Genomic DNA, 17,267 nt, shown 5'->3' on the forward strand with positions numbered 1-17,267 from the left:
CCTCCACAGATCGAGCTCCGGCCGTGCGCTGAGCGGGCCGTGCGCGACACACTGGCGGGGTGGGCCCACGATTCCTCTACTTCGCCGGTCATGAACTGTCGGAGGCCGAGTTGTGCGCCGCGCGGCTGGACGGCGATGTGATCGAGGTCGGCGAGGCATGGATGCCGTCGGATGCCGTGGAGACGGCCGAACTCCGCGCGCGATCATTGCGTGACCTCGCACCGCCGGTGTTCACCGTCAGCCACCTCTCGGCGGCCTGGGTGCACGGCGCCGGTGACCGCCCTCCGGGCAGGCACGCCGTGTGTCGCACCGAACAGGCGCGGATGCATCACGTCATCGACCGCCGTATCGTGCTGCACGACCGCGCCGTCCCGGACGCGGACAGAGAACGCATCGGCGGCGTGTGGGTCACCCGCCCGCATCGCACCCTCGTCGATCTCGCGCGCAGCGGCGATGAGCATCATCGTTTCGCGGCCCGCGCGCTCGCACGGGTTGTCCCCGGCTCGGCCGAGCGCGCGCTGAAATGGGTGAAAGCGCGCGAGCGACTTCCTCACCGACGCGCGGCGCTCGCGCTGCTCACCGGACTCGCCGCCGTCACGACGACGTGACGCGGTAGACGTCGTACACGGCATCGATGCGCCGCACCGCGTTCAATACGCGGTCGAGGTGGACGATGTCACCCATCTCGAACACGAACTTGCTGATCGCCAGCCGGTCGTTGGAAGTCGACACGGACGCCGAGAGGATGTTCACGTGGTGCTCGCTCAGCACCCGCGTCACGTCGCTGAGCAACCCCGAACGATCCAGCGCTTCCACCTGGATCTGCACCAGGAACACGCTCTTGCCGGTCGCGCCCCACTCGACCTCGATGAGACGCTCGGGGTCCTGCATCAGGGACTTCACGTTGGTGCAGTCCGCACGGTGGACCGAGACCCCGCTGCCCCGCGTGATGAACCCGACGATCTCATCGCCCGGTACCGGCGTGCAGCATTTCGCGAGCTTGACGAGGATGTCCGGCGCGCCCCGTACGAGCACTCCGGAATCTCCTGCGCGCGGCGGCCGCGACCTGCCCACGAGCGGGATGTCGATCGGGCCGGTGGCGGTCTCCTCCGCCGCCACCAAGGCCGTCACCTTCTCGATGACGGACTGCGTGGACACATGGCCTTCACCGACCGCGGCGTACAGCGCGGAGACGTCCTCATAGCGCAGCTGCTGAGCGACCTCGGTGAAGGAGTCCTGGTTCATGAGCCGCTGCAGCGGCAGATTCTGACGCCGCATCGCGCGGGCGATGGACTCCTTGCCCTGTTCGATCGCCTCTTCGCGCCGCTCCTTGGTGAACCAGCCCCGGATCTTGTTGCGCGCCCGCGTGCTCTTGACGAAACCGAGCCAGTCCTGACTGGGACCGGCGTCGGGGTTCTTCGAGGTGAACACCTCGACGACGTCACCACTGGTCAGCTCGGTGTCCAGCGGCACGAGACGGCCGTTGACCTTGGCCCCCATGGTGCGATGGCCGATCTCGGTGTGGACCGCATAGGCGAAGTCGACGGTCGTCGCGCCGGACGCGAGCCCGATCACGCGCCCCTTGGGCGTGAACACGTAGACCTCTTTCGCGCCGATCTCGAACCGCAGCGAGTCGAGGAATTCGCCGGGGTCGGCGGTCTCGGCCTGCCAGTCGGAGATGTGCGCGAGCCAGGCCATGTCGGCGTCGACGGCTTTGCCGTCGGACTTGCCGCCGGCCATCTGCTCCTTGTACTTCCAGTGCGCCGCCACGCCGTATTCGGCCTGTTGATGCATCTCGTGCGTGCGGATCTGAATCTCGACCGTGCGACCGCCCGGTCCGATGACGGTGGTGTGCAGCGACTGGTAGAGGTTGAACTTGGGGGTCGCGATGTAATCCTTGAACCGGCCGGGCAGAGGGGTCCACCGCGCGTGGATGGCGCCGAGGACGGCATAGCAGTCGCGCACGCTTCCGACGAGGACGCGGATGCCGATGAGGTCGTAGATGTCGTCGAACTCACGACCGCGCACGACCATCTTCTGGTACACGGAATAGAGCTGCTTGGGCCGTCCCATCACCCGCCCGCGAATGCGCAGATCGCGCAGGTCCGACTCCACGGCCCCGATGACGTTCTGCACGTACTGCTCGCGCTGCGGAGTGCGTTGCTTGACGAGACTGTCGATCTCGGCGTAGAGCTTGGGGTGCAGCACGGCGAACGACAGATCCTCGAGCTCGGATTTGATGGTCTGGATTCCCAGACGATGAGCCAGCGGGGCGTAGATCTCGAGCGTCTCGGTCGCCTTCTTGGCCGCCTTGTGCGGCGGGACGAAACCCCACGTGCGCGCATTGTGCAGGCGGTCGGCGAGCTTGATGACCAGCACACGGATGTCTTTGGACATCGCCACGATCATCTTGCGGACCGTCTCGGCCTGGGCGCTCTCGCCGTACTTGACCTTGTCGAGCTTCGTGACGCCGTCGACCAGCATCGAGACCTCATCGCCGAATTCGGCGTTCAACGTGTCGAGCGGGTATCCGGTGTCTTCGACCGTGTCGTGCAGCAGCGCCGCTGCGATCGCTTTGGGACCGAGTCCGAGTTCGGCGAGGATCTGTGCCACCGCGAGCGGGTGGGTGATGTACGGCTCGCCGCTTTGTCGTTTCTGTCCCGCGTGCGCCGCATCGGCGACCCCGTAGGCCTTCTCGATGACGGTGAGGTCGCTCTTCGGGTGGTGTGTGCGAACCGTCCTGATGAGGGTCTCGACGTCATCACGTCGGGCCGCGCGCGAGAAGATGCGCGGCACGAGCCGCCGAAGCGATGACTGCGCCGGAGGGGCGGCTTCGGTCATCGGTCCTCCTCCCCCGCGACGATTGCCCTCATCCTACGCCCGCGGGCGCCGCTCACGCGTCGGCCGGAGCGCTCGCGAGAGCCCGTGCCTCCCGCACCCGCTCATCGCGGGCCTTGATCCCGGGCTCGCTCTCACGGAACAGCGAGTACAACGGCGCGGCCACGAACAGTGTCGAATAGGCGGCGACGATGATGCCGACGAAGATCGACAGCGAGATGTCGCTGAGCGTCTCCGCGCCGAGCCACGGTCCGATGAAGAGGATCGCACCGACCGGAAGGATCGCCACGACCGTCGTGTTGATCGAGCGCACGAGAGTCTGGTTGACGGCCAGGTTGACCGATTCGCCGAAGGTACGGCCGGATATCTCACCATCCTCGGTCGTATTCTCGCGGATCTTGTCGAACACGACGGTGGTGTCGTAGAGCGAGTACGCCAGGATCGTGAGGAAGCCGATCACGGCGGCCGGAGAGATCTCGAAACCGGCCAGGGCGTAGATCCCGACGGTGATCACGAGCACGTCGACCAATCCGAGGATGGCAGCCGCCGACATCTTCCACGTCCGGAAGTACAGCGCGAGGATGAGGAAGGTGAGGGCCAGGAAGATCGCGAGGCCCCACAGGGACTGCCGGGTCACATCCTGCCCCCAGCTGGGTCCGATGAACGACGTGGTGACCTCGGCCTCGGGGACCTCGTACGCCGCCGCGAGCGACGTGGCGACCTCCCGGGTCTCGTCGTCGGTCATCTGGTCGGTCTGGACCCGCACCGCGCTGTCGCCGACGGTCGTGACCTTCACCGTCGCATCGGGAACGACCTCCTGGACGGCTTCGCCGGCCAACGACTGGTCCGGTGACGACAGGCTCGAGACCGTGAACTGCGAGCCGCCGGTGAATTCGATGGAGAACTGGATGGGCCGCAGCAGCGGCACCAACGCGGAGCCGATCACGAGGATTGCGGCGATGATGAACCACAGCCGCCGCCGTCCCACGAAGGGGAAAGAGGTCTTGCCGGTGTACAGTTCGTTGCCGAGCTGGCTCATGGAGCGCATCAGTCGTCTCCCTCCTTCGAGATCGTGGCCGGCGGCGAAGAGTCGGCCGCGGCCAGCTCGGCTCGCTTGCGTTCGGCGATGGTCTGGCGTTTCTCCGCCTCGTGCCGCGACCGCTCCGCACGCTTGGCCGCGGCCCCGCGTCCGCCGGCGGCCACGGGCGCGCGGAACTCGGCACGACCGCGGTAGACGGCCCCGAGCGCGGCCGGGTCCATCCCCGACAGGGGGTGCCCCGACCCGAAGAACCGCGTCCGCGCCAGCAGCTGCATGACCGGGTGGGTGAAGAGGATGAAGATCAAGATGTCGATGGCCGTGGTCAGCCCGAGGGTGAACGCGAAGCCCTTGACCGTCGCGTCGGCCAGCACGTACAGCACGACCGCGGCGAGGATGTTGATCGACTTCGAGATGTAGATCGTCCGCTTGGCCCGGGACCATCCGTCCTCCACGGCCGTGGTGATCGACTTCCCGTCGCGGAGTTCGTCACGGATGCGTTCGAAGTACACGATGAACGAGTCGGCCGTGAACCCGATCGCGACGATGAGGCCTGCGACGCCCGCCAGCGAGAGTCGGAAGCCCATCCGCCACGCGAGGATCGCCAGCATGATGTAGGTGAGCACCGCCATGACCGCCAGCGACGCGATGATCACGAACCCGAGGGTGCGGTAGACCAGCAGCGAGTACAGCGCGACCAGGGCCAGTCCGATGAGTCCGGCGATCAGGCCCGCCTGCAACTGCTGGGTGCCGAGGGTCGCCGAGATCGTGTCGGAACTGACCACCTCGAAGCTCAGCGGCAGGGCGCCGTACTTGAGCTGGTCTGCGAGGACCTGCGCGCTCTCCTGCGTGAAATCGCCCGTGATACTGGGGTTGCCGCCGAGGATGATCGAGTTCATCTGCGGCGCGGTGAGCACATACCCGTCCAGGACGAACGCGAACTGGTCCAGGGGCGAGGTGGCCCCGTACAGCCGCTGGCTGATCTCCCCGAAGATGCGGGTGCCCTCGTCGTCGAACTCGAGGTTGACCGCCCACCGGTTGGTCGTCTGCTCGAGACCCGAGCTGGCGTCGTCGATCGAGGAGCCGTCGAGTTCGACGGGCCCGAGGATGTACTTGACGGTGTTGTCCGCGTCGCACGTGATCAGCGGCTCGTCCGCCGGCGCGGCAGCCGGGTCGTTCGCGGGATCCGTGCAGTCGTAGGCGAGGAACTCGGCCTGCAGGGCCGGGGTGATCCAGTTGGTGTCGCTGCCGTCAGTGGGCTCGATCGTCGGCGTCGCCTCGAGCGTGGGATCGGGGGTGGGGTACGGCGTGGCGTTGCCGTCCTCACCGATGTAGGTGTTCGGCGCGGAGCCCGCGTACAGGACGGCGCGCAGCTGAAGCTGCGCGGAGGCCTCGATACGCTCACGGGTCTGTTCGTCGGCCTCACCGGGGATCTGCACGACGACGTTCGTGCCGCCCTCGGTGGTGACATCGGCCTCGCCCACACCGGAGGCGTCGACACGCTGACGGATGATGGTCACCGCCTGCTGCATCTGCTCGTCGGACGGGGTCACCCCATCCTCCGTCTGCGCTTCGAGGATGATCTGCGTTCCGCCCTGCAGGTCCAGTGCCAGCTCCGGCGCCCAGGAGCTCTCCTTGAACACGTAGACGCCGAGCGCGTTGATGCCGAACAGGACGCCGGTGATGACCAGCAGTCCGATCAGTGCACGCCAGGCGTGCCGGACGGGGGTGGGTGTCGCCACGGAGGATCAGCTTTCTTCGGAGCGGGCCGACGCCGGCTCAGGCGTCGGGCTTGCTCTTGTCGTCGTTCTCGCGGGCCTCGTTCTCGTGGGCCTCGCGGGCGTCGTCGCTGAGCGACGAGATCTCGCCGTCGGCGACGCCGGCGGCGTACTCCTCCTGGCTGACCTCCGCCTCGAGGAACTCGTCTTCGGTGACCACGCCTTCGGTCGGGTTCACCACGCGCAGGATGGCCTGGCTGTGGACCTTGATCTCGACCCCCGGGGCGATGGCGACGATCGCGGGCTGGTCGAGGTTCTCGCCGTCGAACTCGATGATCGTCCCGTACAGGCCTCCCTGCAACAGCACTTCCGCGCCCGGAACGGTCTGACGGGCCTTCTCCTCCTGCTCGAGCTTCTGCTTCTGCATCCGGCGACGCGAGCTCCAGAACATGAAGACGAGCAGCAGGATCAGAAGGATGATCAGGCCGTAGTTGGAGAAGAAGAGCGCGAAGTCCATGGGCGAGGCGATGCCTTTCGATCGCGCGCGCGGACGCGCGGTTCATTCAGGGTGGGGTGGGCCGAAGCCTCCAGAGATTATAGGTCATCGAATCTCAGGGCCGCCTCCGCATGGGGGACCCCGAGGTGGGTGTACGCCTCCGGCGTCGCGATACGGCCCCGGGGGGTGCGGCCCATGAACCCGATGCGCACCAGGTAGGGCTCGACGACCGACTCGATGGTCTCGGCCTCCTCGCCGACCGTCACCGCGAGGGTGTTCAGCCCGACCGGCCCCCCGCGAAAGCGCCGGACGACCGCCTCCAACACGGCACGGTCGAGGCGGTCCAGACCGATCGCGTCGACGTCGTAGAGGTCGAGGGCGGCGCTCACGTCGGCCACGGCGGCCTCTTCGCCGCGGCCGTGCACGACGAGGTAGTCGCGTACGCGACGCAGAAGCCGGTTTGCGATGCGGGGTGTACCCCGTGACCGGCGAGCGATCTCGGCACGTGCCGCCGGGGGGAGGAAGACCTCGAGTCGGTCGGCCGAGCGTGCCACGACCGCCTCCAGCTCTTCGGCGTCGTAGAACTCGAGATGGGCGGTGAATCCGAATCGGTCGCGCAGGGGGTTGGGAAGCAGCCCCGAACGGGTCGTCGCGCCCACGAGGGTGAACGGCGCGAGATCCAGCGGGATACTCGTCGCCCCGGCGCCCTTGCCGACCATGATGTCGATGCGGAAGTCCTCCATCGCGAGGTAGAGCATCTCTTCCGCCGAGCGCGCCATGCGATGGATCTCATCGATGAAGAGCACTTCGCCGGGGACCAGACTGGACAGCAGGGCGGCAAGGTCGCCGGCGTGCTGGATGGCCGGCCCGCTCGAGAGACGGAGGGTCCGGCCGCTCTCGTGCGCGACGATCATCGCAAGCGTCGTCTTGCCCAACCCGGGAGGCCCGGCGAGCAGGATGTGGTCGGCCGGGCGCTGCTGCATCCGGGCGGCGTCGAGGAGGAGCTGGAGCTGACCGCGCACTTTGTGCTGCCCGATGAACTCACCCAGCGACGAGGGGCGCAGGGCCCCTTCGATCGCCAGCTCCGAGTCGTCCGCCACCTGCGCGTCCACGACGTTCGGCACGGTCACGTCATCCATTCAGGCGCTCCTTGCGCGCCGGCCCCAGCTGGGCCAGTGCGGCGCGCAGCAGACCACCCACGGTCGCGGCCACGTCGGTCGAGGCGTCTGCGGCCACCGCGGCGGTCGTTTCGGCGGCGAGGCGTTCCGGCCAGCCGAGTCCGACGAGCGCCTCGACCACCTGCGCGGGGACATCGGCCTGCGTGACCTGTGTCGAGGCGCCCGGTGCAGGCTTGGAGGGCGCGAGCTTGCCGGCGAGTTGGACCACGATCAGTTTCGCCGTCTTCGGTCCGATGCCCGACACGCGACGGAACGGGGCGTCGTCATCGGCGGTGACGGCGTCGGCGATCTGCGGAACGGTGAGGGTGGCCAGCACGCCGAGCGCCGACTTCGGCCCGACCCCGGTGACGCCGAGGAGTTGGCTGAAGACGGCGAGCTCCTCGCGTTCGGTGAACCCGAACAACGACAGCGCGTCCTCACGGACGATCAGCGAGGTGTGGAGCCGGAGCTCTTCGCCCAGGTGGGCGGTGCGCACGACCTGCGGCGTGACGGCGACGGTGAAGCCGACGCCGCCGACCTCGACCACGACGCCGTCCGGTTCGGTGTGCAGCACGCGACCGCGCAGAGAGGAGATCATGCCGACAGCCTAAGCGGGCGCTTCGGAGGTATGTTCGAGCGACACGCTACCGGCGGCTGGCGCGTTCGGCCTGCGCCCACGCGCGTTGCGCGGGCGTGAGCGCACGCCCGGTGATCGTGGCGGAGGTCGACGGTGCGCCTCGCCACGCATGACACAACGCCAAGGCCAGGGCGTCGGCGGCGTCCGCGGGACGGGGAAGCTCCTCCAGCCGCAGGATGCGCGCCACCATCGTCTGCACCTGCCGCTTGTCCGCCGCGCCGTACCCGGTGATGGCGGCCTTGACCTCACTCGGGGTGTGGGTGGCGGCGGGGAGGCCGCTTTCGGCGGCCAGGAGCAGCGCCACCCCACTGGCTTGGGCGGTGCCCATCACCGTGCTGCGGTTCTGCTGGGCGAACACCCGCTCCACGGCGACCACGGACGGCGAATGCGCACCGATCACCTCGCGGATGCCGCGCGCGACGGCCGCCAGGCGCACCTCGATGGCCTCGTCGGCTCCCGAACGGATCACTCCGACGTGCACGAGCGATGCGGAGCGGTCGGGCGCCACATCGACGACGCCCACACCGCAACGGGTCAGGCCGGGGTCGATGCCGAGGACGCGGAGGGTCACGCACTCACGCTAGGCGAGCCGGACCGGAGCCGGGTCCAGGCGCGCCCGGTCACCGTCACTCGTCCTCGTCTTCCTCCAGCTCGGCCTGCACCTCTGGGGTGAGGTCGACGTTGCTGAACACGTTCTGCACGTCGTCGCTGTCCTCGAGAGCATCGATGAGGCGGAAGATCTTGCGCGCCGTGTCGGCGTCGACCTCCACCTTGAGGTTGGGCACGAACTCCACGTCGGCGGACTCGTAGTCGATGCCGGCGTCCTGGAGTGCCGTGCGGACCTTCACGACTTCGGAGGCGTCGGTGAGCACCTCGAAGCCCTTCGCGTGGGGTTCGACCTCTTCGGCTCCCGCGTCCAGGACGGCGAGCATGACGTCGTCCTCGGTCGTGCCCTCACCCGAGACCACGATGACGCCTTTGCGCGTGAAGTTGTAGGCCACGCTGCCGGGGTCGGCGAGGGTCCCGTTGTTGCGGTTGAGGGCCGTTCGCACCTCTGCGGCGGCACGGTTCTTGTTGTCGGTCAGACACTCGACCATGAGGGCGACCCCGTTGGGGCCGTACGCCTCGTACACGATCGTCTGGTACTCGACGGCCTCGCCGCCGATGCCCGCGCCGCGCTTGATGGCGCGGTCGATGTTGTCGTTGGGGACCGACGTCTTCTTCGCCTTCTGCACGGCGTCATACAGCGTCGGGTTGCCTGCGAGGTCGGCGCCGCCGATCTTGGCGGCGACCTCGATGTTCTTGATGAGCTTGGCGAACGACTTGGCGCGACGGGCGTCGATGACGGCCTTCTTGTGCTTCGTCGTCGCCCATTTGGAGTGACCGGACATGCCGGACAGTCTATCGAGGGTCGGCGCTCACGCCTTCTCGCTCGGTGACGCGGCATCGACGATCGCGAGGAAGAGCTCGTGGAAACGCCTCTCCCCGGTGACCTCCGGATGGAAGGCGGTGCCGATGGCGTTGCCGTGGCGGACGGCGACGACGCCGCCGTCGTCGAGGGTGGCGAGGACCTCCACGTCGGGGCCGGTCTCGACCACGAGCGGGGCACGGATGAAGGTCGCCTCGACCGGCGGGCCACCCAGAGACGGCACCGACAGTGCCGTCTCGAAAGACTCCACCTGGCCACCGAAGGCGTTGCGACGCACCGTGGCATCGATCCCGCCGAAGGTGCGCTGACCGACGATGCCGTCCTCGAGCCGGTCCGCGAGCAGGATCAGTCCCGCGCATGTCCCGTAGACCGGCAGACCGGCGCGGATCGACTCGGTGAGAGGCTCCGCGAGTCCGAACGAGCGCGCCAACTTGTCGATGACGCTGGATTCTCCCCCCGGCAGCACCACGCCGTCCACGCCGGCCAGGTCCTCCGCCCGACGGACCGACGCCGTATCGGCGCCGAGGCTGCGCAGCGTCCGCACGTGCTCACGGACGTCCCCCTGGAGGGCGAGGACGCCGATCCGCGGGCTACCAGCCACGCTCGGCGAGGCGGTGGGGGGCGGGCAGGTCGGCGACGTTGATGCCGACCATCGCATCCCCGAGGCCACGCGAGACATCGGCGATCACCTTGGGGTCGTCGTAGAAGGTGGTCGCCTTGACGATCGCGGCGGCGCGCTCGGCCGGGTTTCCCGACTTGAAGATGCCGGAACCGACGAACACACCGTCGGCACCCATCTGCATCATCATCGCCGCGTCGGCCGGGGTCGCCACTCCCCCGGCGACGAACAGGACCACCGGAAGCGTGCCGGTTTCGGCGACCTCGGCCACCAGCTCGTAGGGCGCCTGCAGCTCCTTGGCGGCCACGTACAGTTCGTCGCGGCTCATCGAGCGGAGGGCGTTGATCTCGCCGGTGATCTTCCGGATGTGCTTGGTCGCCTCCGACACGTCCCCGGTGCCGGCCTCGCCCTTGGACCGGATCATCGCGGCGCCTTCGTTGATGCGCCGCAGCGCCTCACCCAGATTGGTCGCGCCGCACACGAAGGGGACGGTGTACCCCCACTTGTCGATGTGGTTGACGTAGTCGGCGGGTGAAAGCACCTCGGATTCGTCGATGTAGTCCACGCCCAGCTGCTGGAGCACCTGCGCTTCGACGAAGTGGCCGATGCGGGCCTTGGCCATGACGGGGATCGACACCGAGGCGATGATGTCGTCGATCAGGTCGGGGTCGCTCATCCGCGCGACGCCCCCCTGGGCGCGGATGTCGGCCGGCACACGCTCGAGCGCCATCACGGCGACCGCGCCGGCGTCCTCGGCGATCTTGGCCTGGTCCGCGGTGACGACGTCCATGATGACGCCACCCTTCAACATCTCCGCGAGTCCGCGCTTGACGCGATCGGATCCGGTGGCGTTCGTGGTCACGGGTGTCCCTTCGGCGGGCCGCATGTGCGGCTCAGACAATGGCGAGCAATGATCTAGGCCAAACGATAGCATCGACCCCGTCGTCTCCGTCGACGCGAGAGGATCGATGTCATGCACCGACACATCGAAGGCACGACGGCCTCCGAGATCGCCGAGAGCGTCCGCTCCGGGATCGACCGCGGTATCTTGCAACCCGGGGACGCGCTCCCTCCCGTGCGAGCGCTCGCGGAGTCGCTCGGCGTGAACCGCAACACCGTTGTGGCCGCATACCGGCATCTCGCCGGGTCGGGACTGGTGGTCTCCCGCGGACGCGGTGGCACCCGTGTCGCGGCTCGCACTGTCGTCGCGCAGGAGGGGTACGCCACCGACAGCGCGCTCCGAGACGTCGGGACGGGCAATCCCGACCCCGCGCTGATCCCGGACGCGTCCGATGCGCTCGCACGTGCGGGCGGGCACCCGGTGCTCTACGGCGAACCGGTCATCGATCCGGGGTTGCGATCGTGGGCGACGGCGTGGATGTCCGACGCGACCAACGCCTCCGCGGGCCGGCTGACCGTGACCAGCGGAGCCGCCGACGCGGTCGAGCGTCTCCTGGCCCAGGCGCTCACACGCGAGGACGCCGTCGGCCTCGAGGATCCGTGTTTCCTCACGAGCAAGCACACCGTGCAGGTGGGGGGATACCGCCCCGTCGCGATCCCGTGCGACGACGAGGGTATGACCGTGGCGGGGCTGCGTGACGCATTGGCCCACGGCGTACGCGCCGTCGTCTGCACCCCGCGGGCCCAGAACCCCTCCGGCGCGAGTCTGAGCGCACCGCGCGCCCGCGAGTTACGTGATGTGCTCGCCGAGCACCCGTACGTGCTGGTCATCGAGGACGACCACTTCTCGATGCTCTCGACCCGCCCGTTCCACTCGGTCGTCCCCGTCGGCCATCGACGCTGGGCGTTGGTGCGGTCGGTGTCGAAGTTCCTCGGACCGGACATGTGCCTCGCGGTCACCTCCTCCGACACCGAGACCGCGGCGGGATTGGCGATGCGGCTGACGCCGGGGACGACGTGGGTCAGCCACCTGCTTCAGCGCCTTGTGCACGCCCTCATGACCGACCCACAGGTGCGCACGCGGATCGGGGAGGCGGCGGCACACTACGCGGCACGCAACACCGCCTTCGTGCACCTGCTGACCGCGCACGACATCACCGCCACCGTGCCCGACGGGCTGAACCTGTGGGTGGATGTGGAGTGCTCGGCCGAAGCGGTCGTCACACAGTTGATGCGACGCGGTTGGCTCGCCCGCGCCGGCGACGACTTCGCCGTCGAGGCGGGCGCGACCCCCTCGCGGCGGCTGCGCCTGACCGTGCACGATCTCGACGACGCGGACCTCGCTCTGCTGGCCTCCGACGTCGGCGACGCGGTGCGTACGGTGCGGGTTCGCGAGACGGGGGTGGCATGATCGGAGCCGTGAAGATCCTCTCCATCCAGTCCGCGGTCGCGTACGGCCACGTCGGCAACTCCGCCGCCGTCTTCCCGCTCCAGCGCATCGGTGTGGAGGTGTTGCCGGTGTACACCGTCACCTTCTCCAATCACACCGGCTACGGACAGTGGCGTGGTCCGATGATCAGTCCGGACGATGTGCGAGAAGTGGTCCGCGGCGTTCAGGAGCGGGGAGCCTTCGGCGACATCGATGTCGTGCTCTCCGGATATCAGGGCGGCGAAGGCATCGCAGACGTCATCCTCGAGACCGTGGAGCAGGTCAAAGCGGCCAACCCGTCGGCCGTCTACGCCTGCGACCCCGTCATGGGAAACGCCAAGAGCGGGTGCTTCGTCGCCCCGGCCATCCCGGTGCTGTTGCGCGAGCGGGTGGTGCCTGCGGCCGACATCATCACGCCGAATCAGTTCGAACTCGGCTTCCTCACCGGCACCGAGCCGAGCGATCTGGAATCCACCCTGGCCGCGGCCGACGCCGCGCGCGCGATGGGGCCGCGTACCGTGCTGGTCACCAGTGTGGAGCGTCCCGACCGGCCCGAGGGGACGATCGAGATGATGGCGGTCACCGACGACGGCGCGTGGATCGTGCAGACTCCGCGTATCCCCATGAAGGCCAATGGTTCCGGCGACGTCACCGCCGCGCTGTTCACCGCCCACCTGCGGCGCACCGGCGACGCGGCCGATGCGCTCGCGCGCACCACCTCGAGCGTGTTCGCCCTGTTGTCGATGACACACGAGTCAGGTCAGCGGGAGCTCCAACTCATCCAGGCGCAGGAGCACTACGCCGACCCGCAGATGCAGTTCGACGTGCAGCGGGTCCGTTGATCGGGATCACGGCCAGGCGGCGCTGACCGCCTCGCGCACCTCGCCGAGCAGTTGCGGCAACGCCTTGGTGCGGCCGATGATCGGGAAGAAGTTCGCGTCGGCACGCCAGCGCGGCACGATGTGCTGGTGCAGGTGCTCGTCGACGCCGGCGCCCGCGACCGCGCCCTGGTTCATCCCGAGGTTGAACCCGTCGCAGCGGCCCACCTCACGCAGAACGCGCATGCCGATCTGCGTGAGGTCGCCGATCTCGGCGACTTCTTCGGGCGTGGCCTGGTCGTAGGTGGCCACATGCCGGAACGGGCATACCAGCAGGTGTCCGGAATTGTAGGGGAAGAGGTTCAGGAGCACGTACGCCGTCTCGCCCCGCGCCACGATCAGCCCGTCCTCGTCGCTCTTGTCGGGCGCCGCACAGAACGGGCACTCGTCGCGGAGCACCTGCGGGCCCGCCTGGATGTAGGCCATCCGGTGCGGGGTCCACAGCCGCTGGAACGCATCCGGAGCGCCGGCGAACGAGGCCGCGTCGACGACGTCCGCCTGCTCGTCGGCGTCGTTCACGCGAAGTCCTCGGCGGTGTCGATCAACGCCTTGCCCCGGATCGCCGCGAGGATCCGGTCGACGGCTTCCTCCATCGGCACGGCGTTCTGCTGGCTGCCGTCGCGGAATCGGAACGACACCGCACCGGCGTCACGGTCCTGCTCGCCGGCGATGAGCTGGAACGGGATCTTCTGCGCAGTGTGGGTGCGGATCTTCTTCTGCATGCGGTCGTCGGAGCGGTCGACCTCGGCACGCACGCCGGCGGCCTTGAGGCGGTCGATGACCCCCTGGAGGTGGTCGGCGTATTCCTCGGCCACGGGGATGCCCACCACCTGTACGGGGGCCAGCCACACCGGGAACGCGCCGGCGTAGTGCTCGAGGAGGATCGCGAAGAAGCGCTCGATCGAACCGAACAACGCACGATGGATCATGATCGGGCGGTGCTTCTCACCGTCCGATCCGGTGTACTCCAACTCGAACCGCTCGGGCTGGTTGAAGTCGAGCTGGATCGTCGACATCTGCCAGGTACGACCGATCGCATCCCGGGCCTGGACGGAGATCTTGGGGCCGTAGAAGGCCGCGCCACCGGGATCGGGGACCAGCTCGAGGCCCGAGCCCTCCGCGACACGGCGCAGGGTCTCGGTCGCCGATTCCCACAGTGCGTCGTCGCCGAGGAACTTGGCGTTGCCGGGCTCCTTCGTGGACAGTTCCAGATAGAAGTCGTTCAGGCCGTAGTCGCGCAGCGTCTCCAGCACGAACTTGAGGCTGTGGACGAGCTCACCTTCCACCTGGTCCTCGGTGACGTAGATGTGGGTGTCGTCCTGCGTCATGCCGCGCACGCGGGTCAGGCCCGCCAGCGTGCCGCTCTTCTCGTAGCGGTAGACGCTCCCGAACTCACTCAGCCGCAACGGCAACTCTCGGTAGCTGCGCCCGCGGGAACGGAAGATCAGGTTGTGGAACGGGCAGTTCATGGGCTTGAGGTAGTAGTCCTGCCCCTGACGGGTGACGTTCCCCGCGTCGTCCACGACCTCGTCGAGCTGCATCGGGGGGTACATCCCCTCGGCGTACCACTGCAGGTGGCCGCTGGTCATGAACAGGTCGCCCTTGGTGATGTGCGGGGTGTTGACGACCTCGTACCCGTTCGCGAGCAAACGCTCACGCATGTACCGCTCGATCTCGTAGCGGATGATGCCGCCCTTGGGGTGGAAAACGGACAGGCCAGGACCGATCTCCTCCGGGAAGGAGAAGAGGTCCAGCTCCTTCCCGAGCTTGCGGTGGTCCCGCTTCGCGGCCTCCTCCAGACGGGCCTGGTACGCGCGCAGCTCATCCTTCGTCGGCCACGCCGTGCCGTAGATGCGCTGCAGCTGGGGGTTCTTCTCGCTCCCTCGCCAATACGCGCCGGCGACCCGTTGCAGCGCCCAGCCGTTGCCGATCATGCGGGTGTTGGGCACGTGCGGGCCGCGGCACAGGTCCTTCCAGACCGTCTGCCCCTCGCGGTCGACGTTGTCGTAGATGGTCAGCCCACCGGCGCCCACCTCGACGGCGGCGCCCTCGGCGGCTTCTCCACCGGCCGCGGTGCCGCCCTTGAGATCGATCAGCTCGAGTTTGAAGGGCTCGTCGACCAGCTCGACGCGCGCGTCGGCGTCGGAGACCTCGCGACGGGTGAAGCGCTGACCTTCACGGATGATGCGTTGCATCTCCTTGGTGATGGCCTTGAGGTCGTCGGGGGTGAACGCCTCGTCGACACCGAAGTCGTAGTAGAAGCCGTCGGTGATCGGCGGACCGATGCCGAGATTCGCCTGCGGGCGGATCCGCTGCACGGCCTGGGCGAGCACGTGCGCCGTCGAGTGGCGCAGGATGTCGAGTCCGTCGGGGCTGGACACCGCCACCGGCTCGACGTCATCGGTGCGCTCGACGGTCGCGGCGAGGTCTTTCAGTTCGCCGTTGACGCGCATGGCGACGATGGAACGATCAGGGAACAGCGCGAAGCCGTCGGCGGGATAGGACACGTCCGACGGAGGGGCAACGTCAGTCACAGGGAAACTCTCCAGAAAGTGGCTCGGATCAAGGCTACCGCCCGGGCCGTACCGGTCCGTCGGGCGGCGGTGCTCAGCTTCGGGCGCCCGTGGCGCCTCGCCCGCTCAGGCGCTCGGCGTTCGGGCACTGCGCACCGGGCGAACGGTGCCGAGCCGACGGAGGTCCATGACCGCCAGTGTACGCGCAGCGTTCGGCGCGCGACGCACGCCGGAAAAGCGAAAACCCCCGGCGGCCCGGGGGTTTCAGGTGGTGCGCGATACTGGGATCGAACCAGTGTTCACGATACTGGTAACTTTGGCGTGTTTCCGGGTTTGTTCGTTGATTTGGTGCGGATCGTGGCGGATCGTGTTAAGGTCACTGGAAGACACAAGAGGACACTACCGGACACGCGATATTGCACGGTATTGCACGGAAGGAAACGCATGGCCACGAAGCGCAAGCGCAGGGAGGCGTTCGGCGCCATCCGTAAGCTCCCGTCCAAGCGCTACCAGGCCAGCTACACCGGGCCAGACGGGAACCGGTACACCGCACCCCTCACATTCACGGCAATAGAAGATGCACGCGCGTGGCTCGCACGACGACGTGTCGAGATCGCGGACGGCCACTGGACCGCCCACGAAGCCAAAGCCGTGGACACCGCGAAGGCGACGCAGACCGACACGTTCGCGACATACGCCGAACAGTGCATCACCACCCGGACGAACCGTCGAGGTGAACACCTACGCCCTCGCACCCTCACCGAGTACCGGCGTCTGCTCAACGGGCCGCTGTCACCGTTCAAAGACGCGCGGCTCAACAGCATCAGCCCTGAGGATGTCCAGGTCTGGTACTCCGAACAGCTCGCCACCGGGACGAAGACTCAGACCGCACGCGCATATGAACTGCTGAAGTCCGTGATGGCAACCGCGGTGGATCATGGCCGCATCAAGAGAAACCCCTGCATGGTGCGAGGGGGCTCGTCGGTGTCGACGGGTAAAGAGGTGCGCCCACCCTCCTCGGCTGAGTTGCAGGTCATGTTGGACTCCATGCCCGACCGGTACCGTGCCGCCGTGATCCTCGCCGCATGGGCAGGGGTTCGGTATGGAGAACTAACAGAGTTGCGGGTGAAGGACATTGCAAAGGTGTCCGACGTGTACGTGATCAACGTGACCCGAGCTGTGACGCACGTCACCGGGCAGGGGTACATCGTCGGCCGCACGAAATCTGAGGCCGGCGTGCGGACCGTCGCGCTTCCCCCGCACGTCACACCGATCATCGATGAGCATCTACGCGACCATGCGAGCCGGTTCCCTGAGGCGCTGCTGTTCCCCGCTGCGGATGGTTCGTCGCACCTCCCCCAGACCTCCTTCTATAGGCACTGGGATAAGGCTCGTCGTGCGGCTGGACGTGAAGACATGCCGTGGCACGCGATGCGGCACTACGGGGCGACCCGTGCGGCGTTGGCCGGTGCGACGTTAAAGGAGTTGCAGGAGCGGTTGGGGCACTCGACTGTTGCTGCGGCGATGCGGTATCAGCACACGGCTGGCCGTGATGAAGAGCTTGCGAGGCGCATGTCAGACCTCGCTTGAGGTGGACAACACTTTTCCACCTGACGA

Annotated in this window: 16 protein-coding genes; 4 read left to right on the top strand and 12 right to left on the bottom strand. The window is 67.8% G+C overall.

The window, feature by feature from the left end; genetic code table 11:
- Positions 1-59 precede the first annotated feature (59 nt).
- Complete coding sequence (locus ABD204_RS10970; protein ID WP_322597620.1) at positions 60-608, top strand: type IV toxin-antitoxin system AbiEi family antitoxin; 549 nt, start codon at positions 60-62, stop codon at positions 606-608.
- Here ABD204_RS10970 and ABD204_RS10975 read toward each other — a convergent pair.
- The 10 genes from ABD204_RS10975 to pdxS form a co-directional block, all read right to left on the bottom strand.
- Positions 595-2,841 (bottom strand): RelA/SpoT family protein, encoded by a 2,247-nt coding sequence (locus tag ABD204_RS10975; RefSeq protein ID WP_194424824.1) that lies wholly within the window; start codon positions 2,839-2,841, stop codon positions 595-597. The genes ABD204_RS10970 and ABD204_RS10975 overlap by 14 nt on opposite strands.
- A 52-nt stretch (positions 2,842-2,893) precedes the next feature.
- Positions 2,894-3,886: a protein translocase subunit SecF gene (gene secF / locus ABD204_RS10980; RefSeq protein WP_194424823.1), complete on the bottom strand. Its 993-nt coding sequence runs from the start codon at positions 3,884-3,886 to the stop codon at positions 2,894-2,896.
- Complete coding sequence (secD, locus tag ABD204_RS10985; protein ID WP_194424822.1) at positions 3,886-5,616, bottom strand: protein translocase subunit SecD; 1,731 nt, start codon at positions 5,614-5,616, stop codon at positions 3,886-3,888. Before secD ends, secF begins: the two co-directional genes overlap by 1 nt.
- 37 nt (positions 5,617-5,653) lie before the next feature.
- A complete protein-coding gene (locus ABD204_RS10990; protein ID WP_194424821.1) occupies positions 5,654-6,109 on the bottom strand; it encodes a preprotein translocase subunit YajC in 456 nt (151 codons plus the stop codon).
- 77 nt (positions 6,110-6,186) lie between these two features.
- On the bottom strand, positions 6,187-7,227 hold the full coding sequence (gene ruvB, locus ABD204_RS10995) for a Holliday junction branch migration DNA helicase RuvB (protein ID WP_194424820.1): 1,041 nt from the start codon (positions 7,225-7,227) through the stop codon (positions 6,187-6,189).
- Positions 7,220-7,843, bottom strand: a complete 624-nt coding sequence (ruvA, locus tag ABD204_RS11000) for a Holliday junction branch migration protein RuvA (RefSeq protein ID WP_194424819.1) — start codon at positions 7,841-7,843, stop codon at positions 7,220-7,222. Before ruvA ends, ruvB begins: the two co-directional genes overlap by 8 nt.
- 46 nt (positions 7,844-7,889) lie before the next feature.
- A complete protein-coding gene (gene ruvC, locus ABD204_RS11005; protein WP_194424818.1) occupies positions 7,890-8,453 on the bottom strand; it encodes a crossover junction endodeoxyribonuclease RuvC in 564 nt (187 codons plus the stop codon).
- A gap of 55 nt (positions 8,454-8,508) precedes the next feature.
- The gene (locus tag ABD204_RS11010) at positions 8,509-9,273 is read right to left on the bottom strand and encodes a YebC/PmpR family DNA-binding transcriptional regulator (protein WP_194424817.1); all 765 of its coding nucleotides are present in this window, start codon (positions 9,271-9,273) and stop codon (positions 8,509-8,511) included.
- Positions 9,274-9,300: 27 nt separating this feature from the next.
- Positions 9,301-9,912, bottom strand: coding sequence for a pyridoxal 5'-phosphate synthase glutaminase subunit PdxT (pdxT, locus tag ABD204_RS11015; protein WP_322597619.1), 612 nt, complete (start codon positions 9,910-9,912; stop codon positions 9,301-9,303).
- Positions 9,902-10,792 carry a pyridoxal 5'-phosphate synthase lyase subunit PdxS gene (pdxS, locus tag ABD204_RS11020; protein ID WP_194424816.1) on the bottom strand — a complete coding sequence of 297 codons (891 nt, stop codon included), beginning with the start codon at positions 10,790-10,792 and terminating at the stop codon, positions 9,902-9,904. Before pdxS ends, pdxT begins: the two co-directional genes overlap by 11 nt.
- A gap of 111 nt (positions 10,793-10,903) precedes the next feature.
- Between pdxS and ABD204_RS11025 the strand changes: the two genes are divergently transcribed.
- Together ABD204_RS11025 and pdxY are read left to right on the top strand one after the other, a co-directional pair.
- On the top strand, positions 10,904-12,241 hold the full coding sequence (locus tag ABD204_RS11025; RefSeq protein WP_194424815.1) for an aminotransferase class I/II-fold pyridoxal phosphate-dependent enzyme: 1,338 nt from the start codon (positions 10,904-10,906) through the stop codon (positions 12,239-12,241).
- Between the two features lie 8 nt (positions 12,242-12,249).
- Entirely contained in the window at positions 12,250-13,101 is an 852-nt protein-coding gene (gene pdxY, locus ABD204_RS11030; RefSeq protein ID WP_194424814.1) for a pyridoxal kinase PdxY, read from the top strand.
- A gap of 6 nt (positions 13,102-13,107) precedes the next feature.
- On the opposite strand, the gene ABD204_RS11035 is transcribed toward pdxY, so the two are convergent.
- Together ABD204_RS11035 and thrS are read right to left on the bottom strand one after the other, a co-directional pair.
- Positions 13,108-13,656 carry an HIT family protein gene (locus ABD204_RS11035; protein ID WP_322597618.1) on the bottom strand — a complete coding sequence of 183 codons (549 nt, stop codon included), beginning with the start codon at positions 13,654-13,656 and terminating at the stop codon, positions 13,108-13,110.
- Positions 13,653-15,590: a threonine--tRNA ligase gene (thrS, locus tag ABD204_RS11040; RefSeq protein WP_206697479.1), complete on the bottom strand. Its 1,938-nt coding sequence runs from the start codon at positions 15,588-15,590 to the stop codon at positions 13,653-13,655. Before thrS ends, ABD204_RS11035 begins: the two co-directional genes overlap by 4 nt.
- Before the next feature lie 504 nt (positions 15,591-16,094).
- Here thrS and ABD204_RS11045 point away from each other — a divergent pair.
- The gene (locus ABD204_RS11045) at positions 16,095-17,240 is read left to right on the top strand and encodes a tyrosine-type recombinase/integrase (RefSeq protein WP_194424812.1); all 1,146 of its coding nucleotides are present in this window, start codon (positions 16,095-16,097) and stop codon (positions 17,238-17,240) included.
- Positions 17,241-17,267: the final 27 nt, after the last annotated feature.

Origin of the sequence: Microbacterium aquimaris, from assembly GCF_039531285.1 — a bacterium.
GTDB lineage: Bacteria > Actinomycetota > Actinomycetes > Actinomycetales > Microbacteriaceae > Microbacterium > Microbacterium aquimaris.